The 14,933-nt window shown below is 75.0% G+C and carries 14 protein-coding genes and 1 riboswitch; of the genes, 5 read left to right on the top strand and 9 right to left on the bottom strand.

Annotated features, from left to right (window positions below):
* The first annotated feature begins 203 nt into the window (after positions 1-203).
* Positions 204-2,048: a globin domain-containing protein gene (locus SM793_RS13750; RefSeq protein WP_320438445.1), complete on the top strand. Its 1,845-nt coding sequence runs from the start codon at positions 204-206 to the stop codon at positions 2,046-2,048.
* 59 nt (positions 2,049-2,107) lie between these two features.
* Here the strand turns inward: SM793_RS13750 and SM793_RS13745 are convergent, their stop codons facing one another.
* The gene (locus SM793_RS13745) at positions 2,108-2,662 is read right to left on the bottom strand and encodes an NUDIX domain-containing protein (RefSeq protein ID WP_320438444.1); all 555 of its coding nucleotides are present in this window, start codon (positions 2,660-2,662) and stop codon (positions 2,108-2,110) included.
* A gap of 162 nt (positions 2,663-2,824) precedes the next feature.
* Positions 2,825-3,199, bottom strand: coding sequence for a phage holin family protein (locus SM793_RS13740; RefSeq protein ID WP_320438443.1), 375 nt, complete (start codon positions 3,197-3,199; stop codon positions 2,825-2,827).
* A 103-nt stretch (positions 3,200-3,302) separates the two neighbouring features.
* On the opposite strand from SM793_RS13740, the gene SM793_RS13735 reads away from it, so the two are divergent.
* From SM793_RS13735 to SM793_RS13725, 3 genes are all read left to right on the top strand, one after another.
* Positions 3,303-3,620 carry a cupin domain-containing protein gene (locus tag SM793_RS13735; protein ID WP_320438442.1) on the top strand — a complete coding sequence of 106 codons (318 nt, stop codon included), beginning with the start codon at positions 3,303-3,305 and terminating at the stop codon, positions 3,618-3,620.
* A 37-nt stretch (positions 3,621-3,657) separates the two neighbouring features.
* Positions 3,658-4,326, top strand: a complete 669-nt coding sequence (gene tenA, locus SM793_RS13730; protein ID WP_320438441.1) for a thiaminase II — start codon at positions 3,658-3,660, stop codon at positions 4,324-4,326.
* 258 nt (positions 4,327-4,584) lie between these two features.
* Positions 4,585-4,785: a DUF5326 family protein gene (locus tag SM793_RS13725; protein ID WP_320438440.1), complete on the top strand. Its 201-nt coding sequence runs from the start codon at positions 4,585-4,587 to the stop codon at positions 4,783-4,785.
* 58 nt (positions 4,786-4,843) lie between these two features.
* On the opposite strand, the gene SM793_RS13720 is transcribed toward SM793_RS13725, so the two are convergent.
* The 7 genes from SM793_RS13720 to SM793_RS13690 form a co-directional block, all read right to left on the bottom strand.
* Positions 4,844-5,767, bottom strand: a complete 924-nt coding sequence (locus tag SM793_RS13720; protein WP_320438439.1) for an NAD(P)-dependent oxidoreductase — start codon at positions 5,765-5,767, stop codon at positions 4,844-4,846.
* Entirely contained in the window at positions 5,758-7,068 is a 1,311-nt protein-coding gene (locus SM793_RS13715) for a cytochrome P450 (protein WP_320438438.1), read from the bottom strand. The genes SM793_RS13720 and SM793_RS13715 overlap by 10 nt, the downstream gene beginning before the upstream one ends.
* Positions 7,065-8,552, bottom strand: coding sequence for a class I adenylate-forming enzyme family protein (locus SM793_RS13710; RefSeq protein ID WP_320438437.1), 1,488 nt, complete (start codon positions 8,550-8,552; stop codon positions 7,065-7,067). The genes SM793_RS13715 and SM793_RS13710 overlap by 4 nt, the downstream gene beginning before the upstream one ends.
* A gap of 277 nt (positions 8,553-8,829) precedes the next feature.
* On the bottom strand, positions 8,830-9,570 hold the full coding sequence (locus SM793_RS13705) for a glycosyltransferase family 2 protein (protein WP_320438436.1): 741 nt from the start codon (positions 9,568-9,570) through the stop codon (positions 8,830-8,832).
* Positions 9,567-10,580 carry a 3-oxoacyl-ACP synthase III family protein gene (locus SM793_RS13700; protein ID WP_320438435.1) on the bottom strand — a complete coding sequence of 338 codons (1,014 nt, stop codon included), beginning with the start codon at positions 10,578-10,580 and terminating at the stop codon, positions 9,567-9,569. Before SM793_RS13700 ends, SM793_RS13705 begins: the two co-directional genes overlap by 4 nt.
* A gap of 132 nt (positions 10,581-10,712) precedes the next feature.
* Positions 10,713-12,254 carry an SPFH domain-containing protein gene (locus SM793_RS13695; protein WP_320438434.1) on the bottom strand — a complete coding sequence of 514 codons (1,542 nt, stop codon included), beginning with the start codon at positions 12,252-12,254 and terminating at the stop codon, positions 10,713-10,715.
* A 279-nt stretch (positions 12,255-12,533) separates the two neighbouring features.
* The gene (locus SM793_RS13690) at positions 12,534-12,740 is read right to left on the bottom strand and encodes a hypothetical protein (protein ID WP_045938616.1); all 207 of its coding nucleotides are present in this window, start codon (positions 12,738-12,740) and stop codon (positions 12,534-12,536) included.
* Positions 12,741-12,904: 164 nt separating this feature from the next.
* A riboswitch (TPP riboswitch) is annotated at positions 12,905-13,039 on the top strand.
* Between SM793_RS13690 and thiC the strand changes: the two genes are divergently transcribed.
* A complete protein-coding gene (gene thiC, locus SM793_RS13685; protein WP_320438433.1) occupies positions 13,035-14,897 on the top strand; it encodes a phosphomethylpyrimidine synthase ThiC in 1,863 nt (620 codons plus the stop codon). Its footprint overlaps the riboswitch before it by 5 nt.
* Positions 14,898-14,933 lie beyond the last annotated feature (36 nt).

Below are 14,933 nucleotides of genomic sequence, written 5' to 3'. Positions count from 1 at the left end.
GCCCTGGGTGGTGGAACCGACACCCAGGGCGAGCGCGGCGGGGAGAGTAGCGCGTCCGGGGGGCGGGTGTCCGGGCTTCACGCTATTTGTCGGATGAGCACTTCGGGCATGCCACGCTTCCTGGGCGTCAACAGAGACAAGCCAGGTGGTGGCGTAGGCCGGCCGGAGGCGAAACGATTCTCTTGGGTACTCGAAACGTTGCGGTGAAGTCCCGCAGAACACTCCTGGTCCGTACCGGGCACGGCTCGGCGGCGGCCTCGGCCGTGCCCGGGCTGCCGGAGGCCGTGCCGGGCGTCGTACCGGAGGTTGGGGCGGACCTCGCTCCGAAGGCCGGGGCGGACGTCGCTCCGCCGACGGAGGCTCCGGTGCCGCCGGACCTGCCGCCGGTGTTCGGGCCGCCGGTGTTCGGGCCGGTGGTGCCCGCGCCGGTGGTGCCCGCGCCGATCGTGACCGGTCCGGTCCGGCCGCTGGCGCCGGTGGAGTCCGTCCGGCCCGGGGTGCCGGTGCAGTCCGTGGTGCCGGTGCAGTCCGTCCGGCCGGCGGTCCCGGCGCCGCCGTCCGCGCCGCCGGTCGTCCCGCCCCGGCCGGTCGAACCGCCCGCCGTCCCGGCTCCGCCCGCGGCGGTGGCGCCCGGCGGCCCCGTGATCGAGCCGCTGTTCACCAGTGCGCCCGGTCTCAACTGGGCCGGGCCCGGCGACCAGTGGTCCCGCGCGTGGGCGCCGCGGCCCCTCGGCGGGTCCGATTCACCAGCCGACTCCCCGGCAGCTCCATCAGCCGCGGCACCAGCCGGGGCACCAGCCGGAGACGCGCCGCCGGCTCCGTCACCCGTCGCGGTGCCCACCCCGGCCGGGCCGTCGGCCGTGGTCCCGGATCCCCGCGCCGCCGCCGAACTGCCGCCCACCGCCCGGGACATCGAGCTGATCCGGACCAGCCTGGCGGTGGTCGAACCGGTCGCGGACCGGGCCACCGCGCACTTCTACGCGCTGATCTTCCTCACCCACCCCGAGATCAGGGCGCTCTTCCCCGCCGCCATGGACGTCCAGCGCGACCGGCTGTTCCGCGCCCTGCTGACGGCCGCCCGCAGCGCCGGCGACCCGGCGGGACTGCGCGCCCACCTGGGCGCGCTGGGCCGGGGCCACCGCCGCTACGGCACGCTGGCCGACCACTACGGCCCGGTCGGCGAGTGCCTGGTGGCGGCGCTGGCCAAGTACGCGGGCAGCCGGTGGAACGCCGAGACCGAGCTGGCCTGGCGCCGGGTGTACCGGCTGGTCTCCTCGATCATGATCGAGGCCGCCGAGGAGGCCGCCCGCACCTCGCCGCCCTGGTGGCAGGGCGAGGTGGTGGCGCACGAGCGCCGGACCCCGGACGTCGCGGTGCTCACCGTCCGCCCGGACCAGGCCTACCCGTACCGCGCCGGGCAGTACACCAGCCTGGAGACGCCCTGGTGGCCCCGGGTCTGGCGGCACTTCTCGTTCGCCTCCGCGCCCCGGCCGGACGGTCTGCTGACCTTCCACGTCAAGGCGGTGCAGGCGGGCTGGGTGAGCAACGCGCTGGTGCACCGGGCCGCGCCCGGGGACGTGCTGCGACTCGGCCCGGCCGTAGGCGGGATGACCCTCGACGACACCCACGACGGCGACCTGCTGCTGGTGGGCGGGGGCACCGGCATCGCGCCGCTGCGGGCACTGGTCGACGAGGTCGCCGAGCGCGGCGTCGGGGGCCGCTCGGTGGAGGTGTTCCACGGGGCGCGGACCTCTGCCGAGCTCTACGAGCTTTCTGCGCTGAGGGAGTTGGCCGACCGGCACCGCTGGCTGACCGTGCGCGCGGTGCTGTCCGGCCCCGGCGCCGGGACGGCGGAAGCCGCCGCCGCCGGGCTGCTCGCGGGCGAACTCCCGGAGGCGGTGGCCCGGTTCGGCCCGTGGACCGGACGGACGGCCTACCTGTCCGGCCCGCCCGCGATGGTCCGGCGGACGACCGGAGTGCTGCTGCGGGCCGGACTGCCGGCCGAGCGGATCCGGCACGACCTGGTCGGCGACCTGTCCGCGCCGTGAGCCGCCCCGCCGTGAGGCGCCCCGCGGCGCCGTGAGCCGCCCGGCCGCGCCGCGAACCGTCAGGCGAGGTCGGGCTCGAGCAGGGCGCGGACGCCCTCGATGTTGGCGGCCAGGTAGGCCCGCAGGGCCGGCGGCACCACGTTGACCGAGGTCACGCCCTCGCGGGTGAACGGGATCCGCACCACCTCGTAGCTGCCGTTGGGCTCGTCCACCTCGGGGCCGTGCCGACGGTCGAGGTCCATCGAAGCGAGCCGGCAGACGAAGAAGTGCTGCACCTTGACCCCGTGCTGGTGCGGCGGGCTGGAGTCGTCGGTGGAGGTCCCGCCCGTCGGAGGCTGGGAGAGGGTGTGGCTGATGGTGTCCACGAAGGCGGGAACCACGTCGACCACCTTGCCGCCGAGTTCCTCGTCCACCTCGCGATGCAGGGCCTCGACCACGGTGCGGTCGCTCCGCTCGACACCCCCGCCGGGGGTGATCCAGTACGGATGGGGCGAGTCGGGGCGGGTGCGCCTGATCAGGACCAGCGAGGCCGGTCCGTGCGGGTCGTTCGGATCCGTCTCCAGCACGATCGCCCGGGCGGTGCGCTTGACGACGGGGCGGGGCGGGGTTCGCATGGCGACCTCCGGGGCTGGAGCGTTGTGCGGGAGTCTCCCGCAGCCCGGACCGGCCGAAACGCGCCCCGCCCCGGTTACGTCCGTCCGGGACGGGACGGGGTGGGGCGGGGCGGGACGGGGTGGGGCGGGCTGCGGTCCGGGACGGGGCGGCGGCGTTCGCGCTCAGTCCTCGTCGAGGGCGAGGCTCAGGCCCCAGGAGACCAGGCTGACGATCAGCGCGCCGAACAGCGCCGCCCAGAAGCCCTCGACGTGGAAGTCGAGGTCGAGTTTGTCCGAGGCCCAGGAGGTGAGCCACAGCATCAACGCGTTCACCACGAAGGTGAACAGGCCGAGGGTGAGGATGAACAGGGGGAGCGAGAACAACTGCACCACCGGCTTGATCAGCCAGTTGACCACGCCGAAGACCAGCGCCACGGCGACCACCGTGAGCGTCTTGTGCTTCCAGTCGTCCCCGGTGAGCGTGATCGCGGGGACGATCCAGGCGGCGACCCAGATGGCCGCCGCGTTGATCAGTGTCTTGATGACGAAACCCTTCATGGGGCCAGCGTCCCAGGTCGGTCAAGGGGTGACGGTGCTCCGGGCGCCACGGTGGTGTTGAATGCCGGTGGTTCGAGGTCCGTACGAGAAGGGGTGCTCCCCGATGAAGCTGTTCCGACTGGACCACCTGGACGCCGAGCGCGCCGCCAACGACGGCGCGTACCTGCGCTTCCTGCGGGAGCCGCGGATGTCGGCCGGCCTCTACGCGCTCGCCCCCGGCGACACCGACACCCAGACCGCGCACGCCCAGGACGAGATCTACCAGGTGATCAGCGGCCGGGCCGAGCTGACGGTCGGGGACGAGACCGCCGCCGTCGGCCGCGGCACCGTCGTCTACGTGCCGGCCGGCACCCCGCACCGCTTCCACCACATCACCGAGGAACTGCGGGTGCTGGTGGTCTTCTCCCCGCCGGAGGACTGAACCGGGGGCGCGGCGGACGGCCGGTTAGGGTCGGGACATGAGTCTGAGCCTGACCGAAGAACTGTGGGCGGCGATCGAGCCGGTCTACGCCGAGATCCTCGACCACCCCTTCATCGCCGGCCTCACCGACGGCACCCTGCCGCGGGAGGCGTTCCGCCACTTCGTCGTGCAGGACTCGCACTACCTGCGCGACTACGCCCGCGCGTTGGCCGTCTGCGCGGCCAGGGCACCGGGCGAGGAGGAGGTGCGGGCCTTCGCCGACGACGCGATCGGCGCGCTGGCCGCCGAGCAGGGGATGCACGCCGAGTTCCTGGACGCCTTCGGCGACACCGCCGAGGAGGCCGCCGCCGAGCCGGTGCTGCCGACCACCCGCGCGTACACCAGCTACCTGCTCGCCACGGTCTACGGCGGCTCCTTCGCGGAGGCCGTCGGCGCCGTGCTGCCCTGCTACTGGATCTACGCCCGGGTCGGCGAGCGGCTGCTCGCCGAGGGCTCCCCCGACCCGCTCTACGCGAAGTGGATCGCCACCTACGGCGACGAGGCGTTCCAGTCGGTGGTGCGGCGGGTGCTGGCGCTGACCGACCGGCTCGGCGAGGAGATCTCCCCCACCGAGCGGCGCCGGGTGGTCGAGCACTTCGTCACCACCTCCCGGTACGAGTGGATGTTCTGGGACGCCGCCTGGCGCCGGGAGTCCTGGCCGGTCTGAGGCCGGGCAGAGGGCGTGACGGGGTCGTGGCCGGGGGCGTCGCGGCGTCGTGGCGGGGACGCCGTGGCGTCGGGGCCGGGGTCGTTCCCCGAGGTCGGGGCCGGGTTCACCCGGGGTCCGGGGTCGGGGTGATCTCCGGGTTCTCTCGGGGCCGTTGGCCCTCGTTCCGCCCCCCGGGCCGCCGTACGATCGAAGTACGAAAGCGAGCGGGATGCGGCACCGGACGGCAGCCGACCCAAGGGGAGAGAAGGAACGGACATGGCTGAGCTCTGGAAGTCGCTGCCCTCGTGGGTGCGGAACATCGTTGTCCCGGTACTGGTGCTGATCCTGGCGTGGAACCTGCTGATGTTCGTCTTCGGCGTGGTCGGCGCGCTGCTGGCCTTCGCCGTCAAGGCGCTGGTGGTGGTCGGTATCGCCGCCGCCGTGGTGATCCTGGTCAAGAAGGCGGCGAAGAGCTAGCGCCGCGGACCTGTCCCGACGCCCGCGCCCCCTCTCCGGGGGTGCGGGCGTCGGGCGTTCACGGGCGGGGCGCGGGTCCGACGGCGGTCTCCCGGAGGAAGGCGTCGAGGTCCCGGTGCGGTCGCCAGCCCTGGGTGCGGGCACGGGTGAGGTCCAGGACGACATCGCGGGAGAGCTGGTCCACCGCGTACGCGGTCAGGCCGGGCAGCCGCCCGGTGCGGGCGGCCAGCCGGGCCACCGGGGCCGGCACATGGTGGATCCGGGCGGCCACACCGTACGCGGCCAGCACCGCGCGGACCGCTTCGTCGCGCCGGTAGGGGCGGGCGTCGGCGATGTTGTAGGCGACCGGCGTCCACGGGCGGTCGCCGGTGCGGCCGGCGCCGACGGCGGACAGACAGGCGTCGGCGAGGTTCTGCACCGCGGTGAGGCTGAGCCGCACGTCGCCGCCGGGCAGCAGCAGCCGTCCCCGCCGGACCCGCTCCAGCAGCCGGGGCACCAGATGCGGATCGCCGGGCCCGTACACCGCGCGCGGGCGCAGCACCACGGCGCCCGCGGCGAGGGCGAGCCGCTCGCCGGCGGCCTTGGTGCGCCCGTACGCGTTGAGCTGGCCGGTCTCGGTGGGGTGGTCCTCCCGGACGGAGCCGCGGTCGGCCCTCGGGTCGTAGACGCTGGCGCTGGAGACCCAGACCAGCGGGCGGTCCCCGGCGGCCCGCAGCAGCCGTTCGGTGCCGGTGACGTTGACGGCGTGCTGGGCGGCCTCGGCCCCGGTGCCCCGGGGCAGGTCGGCGACGGCGGCGGCGCAGTGCACGATCGCGTCGGCGCCGGTGAAGTCGGGCTCCCCGGCGGTGGCGTCCCAGGGGATGTGGCGGCCGGCCGGTCCGGGGCGGCGGCCGTGGCAGAGCACCTCGTGGCCGGCGGCGAGGGCGGCCCGGACGACGTGGGAGCCGCAGAAGCCGCTCGCGCCGGTGACGGCTATCCGCATCGGGTCTCCTCGGTGGGGCGTGGTTCGGTGGGGCATGGTCCGGCTGGGGCTGGGGCTGGGGCTGGGGCTGGGGCTGCGGCTGGGGCTGGGGCTGGGGCTGCGGCCGGGGCCGGGGCCGGGGCTGGGGCCGGGGCGCGGGTGGCGCGCACGGTGAGTTCGGCCCAGCCGGGCAGTGCGGCCCGCCGGTCGACCCGGGCCCGGACGACCACCGGACGGTACGGCGCGAGCGCGAGCAGCAGTTCGGCGAGCAGGGCGCGGGCCACCCCGGCGCCGGGGCACGCGTGCGGGCCGGCGCCGAACACCGCCTGGGTGGCGGCGGGCCCGGGGGAGGGCGCGGCCCGGTGCGCCCCGGCGGCGTGGCGGGCGACCAGGACCAGCCGGTCCCCGGCGCGGACCCGCCGCCCGGCCAGCACGGCGTCGGCGGCGGCCACCCGTGGCAGCAGCGGCGAGGGCGCGGTGAGCCGGAGCAGTTCGGCGGCCAGCGCGGGCACGCCGGAGGCGTCGGCCGAGGGCCAGAGCGCGGCGTCCGCGCACCAGGCGGCGGCCCGGGGGAGCGCGGCGACGCTGGTGTTGACGGCGGCGACCGCGACCATGGCGTCCCGGGGGTCGGGCAGCAGCGCGGCGAGTTCGGCGGCCCGGGCGGCGGCCCTCCGGGCGGCACCGGGTGGGCGGGGGCCGGGCAGGTGGTCGCGGGCGGCGGCAGCGGCGGCCTCGATGGCGGCTCCGGCGAGGGTCCTCGGGCAGACCGCAGTCCCGGTCAGCCCAGCGGCCGTGACGCCCGCCAACTCCGCCGACAGGGAGACGAGTTCGAGATCTCCGGTGGCGAGTGCGGGGATCCGAGCGGCGAGCACCGCCTGCCAGGACGGGCGCAGCCGGTCCACCGCCGAGGCGTCCAGCCCGACCGCCAACGCGCGTCGGGCGGCCCGGTGTTCGGCACCGTCCTGGTCGAACAGCAGCCCACCGGAGGTGAGTTCGGCGGCAGCCCCACCGGTGGTGCCGGCGGCGGTGCGGTCCAGCGGGATCCGGGTGAGCGCGGTGCGGTAGACCTCGCCGTCGTGCACCAGCACGGTGCGGCCGAGCCGGGCCACCGGGCGGCGGCGGGTGGCGGCGAGCAGCGCGAACAGCAGGGGGTGGCTGCGCAGATAGACCCGGCGGTCCCGGCGGCGGGCGGCCCGGTGCACGGCGGGCCCCGGCGTCGTGCGGTCCGTCCGCTCCCCCGCCTCGGCCGCCTGCTCCCCCGCCTCGGCCGCCTGCTCACGCATGCCGGCCGCCCGCTCGCCCGTGCGTGTGTCCCCGTTCATCCGGCCAGCTCCCGGGCACACCGGGCGGCCGCCGCCGCGCGGTCCGGCTTTCGGGAGCGTCCGGCCAACGGCACCCGGCCGAACAGCACCGCGTCCGGGCGGGCCGAGCCCATCCGCGCCAGCGGTCCGGCCAGCGCGGCGCGCAGCCGTCGGTGGTCGGTGCCGGGCGAGGGCTGGACGAGGGCGACCAGCCGTTCGTCGCCGTCCCCGTCCGGGACGCCGACCAGCACCGCGAGTTCGACGCCCGGCAGGTGCAGGGACGGTTCGTAGAGGCCGGGGTAGATGTTCTCGGCGCGGCGCAGCACCATGTCCTTGAGCCGCCCGCCGAGCACGATCCGGCCGTCCGGGTCGACCGTGGCGAGGTCGCCGGTGCGCACCCAGGGGTCGGGTTCCTCGCCGAGGTAGCGGTGCCGGGCGCCCGGGCCGCCGAGCAGCAGTTCGCCGTCCGGCGCGAGCGCGGTGCGCACGCCCGGCAGCGGTGCGCCGACCAGGTCGCCGGGCCCGGTGAAGGCGCTCTTCTCGGCCTCCTCGACGGCCGCCGCGGGGAACAACTCGGTGAGTGCGTAGACGCCCCAGGCCTGTTCCGCCCCGGCCTGCTTGACCCGGTGGAGCAGGGCGGCGTCGGCGGGCGCCGAGCCGGTCCAGACCCGGCCGGTGAACCGGGCTCCGGCGCCCAGCGCGGCGCGCAGCTGCGGCGGGGTGAGGTAGGTGTGGGCGGGGGCGAGCCGGGAGAGCTGGCGGGCCAGCGCGGCCGGTTCGCGGGCGGGCAGGGCGACCGCGGCCCCGGCGGCCAGCGCGGGGACGAGCACGAAGAAGGTGCCGCCCAGGACGACGGAGCCGGGGCGCGGGTCGACCAGTTCGCCGACGGTGCGCAGGCCGGCGGCCAGGCCGCTCCGGGAGTGCACCACGGCGCGCGGGCGGGCGGTGGTGCCGGAGGTGAAGACGATGACGGCGTCCGTGTCGCGCGCGGGCGCGGCGGAGCCCGGGATGCCCGGCACCGACGCGCCGAACCGTCCGACCCGCAGCCGGGGCGCGCAGCCGGGCAGCCGGCGGCCGAGGGTGGCGACCGGGCCGAGCGCCTCCAGCGGGGGCAGGGCGAGGTCGGCGCGGCGGGCCAGCGGCCGGGCCCAGCCGGCCACCGCCTGGGCGGCGGCGTCGGCGAGGACCAGGTCCGGCCGGGCCAGCGCGAGCCGGGCGGCCAGGACGTCGGGGCCCGCGGTCGGGTCGAGGACGGCGATCCGCAGGCCGAGCCGGTGCGCGGCGAGCATGACGGCGAGCGCGCGCGGGCCGGGGCGCAGGGCGAGGCCGAGGGTGGTGTCCTCGCCGAGGCCGCGGGCGTTCAGGGCGACGGCGTAGGTGTCGGCGAGGGCGGCGAGTTCGCCCCGGCGGATCCGGACGCGGGTGCCGCCGAGCCGGGTGTGCGACAGGACGGCGGGGCGGTCGGGGTGCCGGGTGCGCAGGTCGTGGGCGAGCCGGTCGAGCACGGGGTGTCCTCGGGTTGCGGTGGGGCCGGGGGCTGGGGGCCGGTGGTTCGGTGGTCCGGGGACTTTGCAAAGTCTCGGACTTTGCAAAGTCCCCGCAGGGTTGGGGCAACAGGGATCGGGGCGACTTTGCAAAGTCCTGCCGGGACTTTGCAAAGTGTTCTGCGGTGACGGGACCGAGCGAGACAAGGGGGGCCGGACGGGACGGGGGAGCGGTAGCGGAAGGCGACTGCGGCGGTCAGCGGTCAGCGGTCAGCGGTCAGCGGTCAGCGGTCAACGTTCAGCGGACGTCGACGGCGCGGGCGCCGGGTCCGCGGTCGAGGTACCAGCGGGCGGTGCCGACCACCCCGTAGGCGCGGATCCGGCGGGTGGAGTTCTGCACCACCATGTCGCGGCGGTGCGTGATCGCGGTGGTGTGCCGGCGGACGCGGTTGATGAACAGCCGGTCGGTGGGCGAGGGCCGGCGCGGCATGCCGCCGACCGCCAGGTACAGCTCGGCGGTGATCGCCATGTTGTTGCCCGCGTGCATCCGGTACGGCGTGAGGTAGCCGTGCCGGCGGTGGTGCGCGGGCCGGATCCGGCCGAAGAACGCGCCGAGCGCGACCAGGACCAGGAAGACGGCGCGCCCGGCCGGTCCGTGCTCGTCCCGGCGGGCGGTGACCCGGCCACAGACCAGTCCGCCGCCGTCGAGCAGGGCTGCCCGGGCGGCGGCGGTCCAGCCCGGGGCGGGCAGGCAGTCGGCGTCGGTGCGGGCGAGCAGGGTGGCGCCGCGCGCGATGGCGTGCCGGAACGCGGTGTCGACCGCCGAGCCGACGCCCTTCTCCGGCTCGACCAGCACCTCGACCGGGAAGGGCGCCCGGGCGGCGAAGGCGCGGACGGCCTCGACGGTGCCGTCGGTGGAGCCGTTGTCGGCGACCAGCAGGGTGAACTCCCGGTCCCGCTGGGCGGCGAGGGCGTTCAGGGTGGCGGTGATCCTGGCCTCCTCCCGGTAGGCGGGGACGACCACCCAGAGCGCGGTCACGACGCCTCCCAGACCATCGTCATCAGGCTCACGCCGCCGCCGAGGCCGAGCATCAGTACCTTGTCGCCGGGTTCCAACTCCTGTTTTATCCGGTCGAGTTGGATTCCTATGGTGGCGCTGGCGACATTGCCGAGCTCGGGCACCGTCACCACCAGCTTCCCCTTCGGCACCCCGGTGGCCTCCACGAAGCGCTCCAGATAGGGCACGGTCACCTGGTGCACCAGCACCCGGGCGTAGTCCTCCCAGCCGAGGCCGGTGCGGGCGGCCACCCGGGTCAGGATGTCCAGGCCGATCTTCTCGAAGATCCCGCGCAACTCCGTGCCGCCGCCGCGGAAGTAGCTGTACTCGTCGCCGCGCGGGTGGCGCGAGCCGCCGCCCGGGATGCCGCCGGTCCGCCAGTGCTCGGAGGCGGTCTCGGTCTCCACGTCGAGGATGCCGCCGCGCTCCACCGCCTCCACCACGACGGCGGCGCCCGCGTCGCCGAAGGTGTAGCCGGCGAAGCCCGCGCGGAACTCCTCCGCCCCGCCGGGGTCCCGCCGCATCGCCCGGCTGGGCGTCTCGCCGGTGACCACCAGGGCCCGCCGGGCCCGGCCGGCCAGGATCATCGAGCGGGCCAGGTCGATCCCGTTGAGGAAGCTGTTGCAGGCGTTGCTGACATCCAACGCGTGGGCGCGGGAGCCGAGTTCGGACTGCACCAGGTGTGCGGTGGCGGGTTCGGCGACATCCCGGGTGGCCGAGGCGAAGAGTAGCAGGTCGATGTCCAGCGGGTCCAGGCCACGGCTGTCCAGGGCGCGCCGGGCGGCGCCGAGGGCGAGGGTGGAGGCGTACTCGCCGTCGGCCGCGAAGTGTCGGGTGACGATGCCGGTGGCCTTCTCGAAGGTCCGCTCCGGCAGGCGCAGCCGGCCGCCGGCGGTGATCTTGTCCTGGAGTTGGCGGGAGGTCAGTCGGCGGGCGGGGAGCTGGGAACCGACGGCGGTGATGCCGATCCGCGCGGTGGCTGCTGGGTGCATGGCCCCATCGTGCTGCGCTGGGGCGGCGCCCGCCTGAGTACCCGTACTCAGGCGGGCGCCGCCGGGCTACTCGGACCGGGCCGGATCGGACCGGGCCCGGTCCCGTGGCCTGCCCGGGCCGCTCGGTCCGGGTCAGTCCTGCCCGGCCTCCTCGTCCTCGTCGCGGTCCGCGCCGCCGCGAGGGAGCAAGTCGGCCGGCACGGCGTCCACCGGTACCGGGACGGAGACGGTCGCCACAGCCGCAGCAGCACCGGCCGCGGGAACAGCACCCGCCGCCCCGCCGTCCGTGCCGACGGTGGACAGCAGCTGCCGGGCCAGCCCGAGCCCGGTGCCGCCCATCGCGAGCGCCTTGGCGAACAGCTCGCCCATCCCGTCGGCGCCGTTGAGCAGCACCATGTGCTCCACATTGCCGAAGGACTCGGCCGCCGCCCGCACGATCTGCGGCCACTGCTCGGCCAACTCCTGCGCCACCACAGCCTCCTGGTTCTCGGCGAGGGCGGCGGCCCGGGCCTTGATGCCCTCGGCCCTGGCCAGCGCGACCGCCCGGGCGGAGGCGGCGTCGGCCAGGCCGCGGGCCTCGACCGAGGCCGCCTCCGCCCGTCCGGTGGCCGTGGTCGCCTCGGCCTGCGCCAGGCCGCGCACCCGGGTGGCGTCGGCGTCCGCCTCGGCCGCGATCCGCACCCGGCCGGCTTCGGCCGCGGCGGCCAGCTCGGTCTCCTGGGCCTGCGCCTGGGCGGCGGAGATCCGGGCGTCACGGGCCGCCTCGGCGGTGGTGCGGGTGTCGTACGCGCGGGCGTCGGCGGGCTTGCGCACGTCGATCTGGAGCTGCTGCTCCTTGCGCCGCGCCTCCAGTTCGGCGACCCGGGTCTCCTGGACCACCACCTCCTGCCGGGAGGCGGCGTTGGCGAGCGGTCCGGCCTGCCGGGCGCGGGCCGTCGCGGTGTCCATCTCGGCCTGGTAGGAAGCCTGTTGGATCTCGCTGTTGCGGGTCGCCTCGGCCTTGCGGGCGGCGGCCTCCTGCTCCGCCTCGGTGGCCATCCGGTCCGCCGCGGCCTGGGCGATCCTGGCGTCCCGCTGGACGGCGGCGGCGTGCGGGATGGCGAGGTTCTTGATGTAGCCGGTCGGATCGATGATCTCCTGGATCTGCAGGGTGTCGATGATCAGCCCGAGCTTCTCCATCTCCAGCCCGGACGCGGCCCTGGTCTCACCGGTGAGCCGCTCGCGGTCGCGGATCATGTCCTCGACGGTGAGTCCGCCGACGATCGACCGCAGGTGCCCGGCGAAGACGTTGTGGACGCGCTGGCTGATCAGTTTCTGCTGGTCCAGGAAGCGGCGGGCGGCGTTGGCGATGGAGACGTCGTCGTCGCCGACCTTGAAGATGACCACGCCCTTGACCCGGACCGGGATGCCCTGCGTGGTGACGCACTCGACGTTCAGTTCGGCCTCGTTGAGGTCCAGCGAGAGCCGCCGGACGCCCTGCAGGCCGGGGGTGACGAGGGTCCCCCGACCGGTGACGATCCGGAAGCCCAGACCGTCGCCGACCCCCTCGGTGCGGTGGCGGGAACCGGAGATGATCAGTGCCTCGTTCGGCTCGGCCACCCGCCACATGAGTTTGAAGAGCGTGATCATGACCACCAGGGCGCCGGCGACCGCTCCGGCGATGATGTATCCCATGGTTCAACTCCCCCTTCCGGCGCAGGAGATGCGCCGAAAAGGATTGTCCGCCCGGGTCGGGTGCGGGGAAAGGGACGTGACATGACGCACCGTCACAAGGTCGTCACGGGAGGGTCCTCGAATCGTCACGGACCGGCCGGGCGGGCGTCAGGGGCGCACCGCCCCGATGTCAGGGGCCGGCCGCCCCGGCGTCACGGACCGGCCGCCCCGGCGTCAGGGGCGCACCGCCCCGATGTCAGGGGCCGGCCGCCCCGGCGTCACGGACCGGCCGCCCCGGCGTCAGGGTCCGATCGGCGCGACATAGACGGTCCGCGGCGGCTGGTACTCGATCACCACCACCGGCGTCCCCACCACCAGCCGGTCCCCGGGAACGGCCAGGTAGGCGAGGAACGCCTCGGCGCCCCGGCGCTCCGGGACGTGCACCATCACCTCGCCGACCAGCCCGGCACCCACCGCTCCGGTGACCCGCCCCGTGCTCCCGACCACGCCGGCCTCCCTCGACTCGTCAGCTCCGAAGCCAGTCTGCCCGCCGGGCGGCCTCCGTGCCCCACCGTTCACCCGCCGGACCTCACCGTTCTCCCGCGCGGACCCGCTCTGGACCTCCGGCGGTCGGCTCGCTACCGTGTTGGACGTCATGCGCGGGCAACACCGCCTGCGGACGCGGGAGCTCGGAGCACCGGGCTGAGAGGGCGCTGAACGGGACGTCGAACGACGGACCGGAGGCTGCGTCGACCGCAGGAACCTGACCGGGTAATGCCGGCGTAGGGAGTTGAAGGTCCGTTGACCACCTTTGAGGCACAGCCGCAGTCTGCCCAGTCGCCGTCCGCCCAGTCGCCGTCCGCCCAGTCGCCGTCCGCGCGCGGCGCCGCCGCGAACAGCGCCGGTACCGGCTACCCCACCCCCGCCTGGCGCAAGGCCTACCGCGAGGGGTCCCGCCCCGACCTGCGCGTGCCGTACCGCGAGGTCGTGCTCACCAACGAGAAGACCGTCCCGCTGTACGACACCTCCGGGCCGTACACCGACCCGGCCTACCAGCCCGACGTCCGGCGCGGGCTGCCCGCGCTGCGGGACGCCTGGATCCGCCAGCGCGGCGACGTCGAGGAGTTCGACGGCCGCGAGGCGCGCCCCGAGGACGACGGCATCAAGCACACCTCGCCGCGCGGCGGGAGCCTGCGCAACCTCGACGCGGTGTTCCCCGGCCGCCCGCGCCGCCCGCTGCGCGGCCGCGACGGCGTCGCGGTCACCCAGCTCGGCTACGCCAAGCGCGGCATCGTGACCCCCGAGATGGAGTTCGTCGCCCTGCGGGAGGGCCTGGCGCCCGAGTACGTGCGGGAGGAGGTGGCCCTCGGCCGCGCCGTCATCCCGGTCAACGTGAACCACCCCGAGGTCGAGCCGTCGATCATCGGCACCAACTTCCTGGTGAAGATCAACGCCAACATCGGCAACTCGGCGGTCACCTCCTCGATCGAGGAGGAGGTGGAGAAGATGACCTGGGCCACCCGTTGGGGCGCCGACACCGTCATGGACCTCTCCACCGGCCGCAACATCCACACCACCCGCGAGTGGATCCTGCGCAACTCCCCCGTGCCGATCGGCACCGTGCCGCTCTACCAGGCGCTGGAGAAGGTCGACGGCCGGGCCGAGGACCTCAACTGGGAGGTCTACCGGGACACCGTCATCGAGCAGTGCGAGCAGGGCGTCGACTACATGACCGTGCACGCGGGCGTGCTGCTGCGCTACGTGCCGCTGACCGCCCGCCGCAAGACCGGCATCGTCTCCCGCGGCGGCTCGATCATGGCCGCCTGGTGCCTGGCGCACCACCGGGAGAACTTCCTCTACACCAACTTCGAGGAACTCTGCGACATCCTCGCGCGCTACGACGTCACCTTCTCGCTGGGTGACGGCCTGCGCCCCGGCTCGATCGCGGACGCCAACGACGAGGCGCAGTTCGCCGAGCTGCAGACCCTGGGCGAGCTGGGCCGGATCGCCCGCGCCAAGGACGTCCAGGTGATGATCGAGGGCCCGGGCCACGTCCCGATGCACAAGATCAAGGAGAACATGGATCTCCAGAAGGAGATCTGCGACGAGGCCCCGTTCTACACCCTGGGCCCGCTCACCACCGATGTCGCGCCCGGCTACGACCACATCACCTCGGGCATCGGCGCCGCGATGATCGCCTGGTGGGGCACCGCGATGCTCTGCTACGTCACGCCCAAGGAGCACCTGGGCCTGCCCAACCGGGACGACGTGAAGACCGGCGTCATCACCTACAAGATCGCCGCCCACGCCGCCGACCTGGCCAAGGGCCACCCCGGCGCCCAGGTCTGGGACGACGCGCTGTCCGACGCGCGCTTCGAGTTCCGCTGGGAGGACCAGTTCAACCTGGCCCTCGACCCGGAGACGGCCCGCGACTTCCACGACGAGACGCTCCCCGCCGAGCCGGCGAAGACGGCCCACTTCTGTTCCATGTGCGGCCCGAAGTTCTGCTCGATGAAGATCTCGCAAAAGATCCGCGACGAGCACGGCGACGGTTCGACGGCTGTGGCAACGGAGTTCGATGCCGAGGCGGTGGCCGGAATGGCCGCCAAGTCGGAGGAGTTCGCGGCCAAGGGCAACCGGGTCTACCTGCCGCTGGCGGACTGACCCGAGTCGCACGACCGAGGTGCTGTGATCGGTACG

Source organism: Kitasatospora purpeofusca (genome assembly GCF_034043715.1).
GTDB lineage: Bacteria > Actinomycetota > Actinomycetes > Streptomycetales > Streptomycetaceae > Kitasatospora > Kitasatospora purpeofusca_A.
Note: the sequence above shows the minus strand (reverse complement) of the source record. Positions and strands in the feature narration are given on the sequence as shown.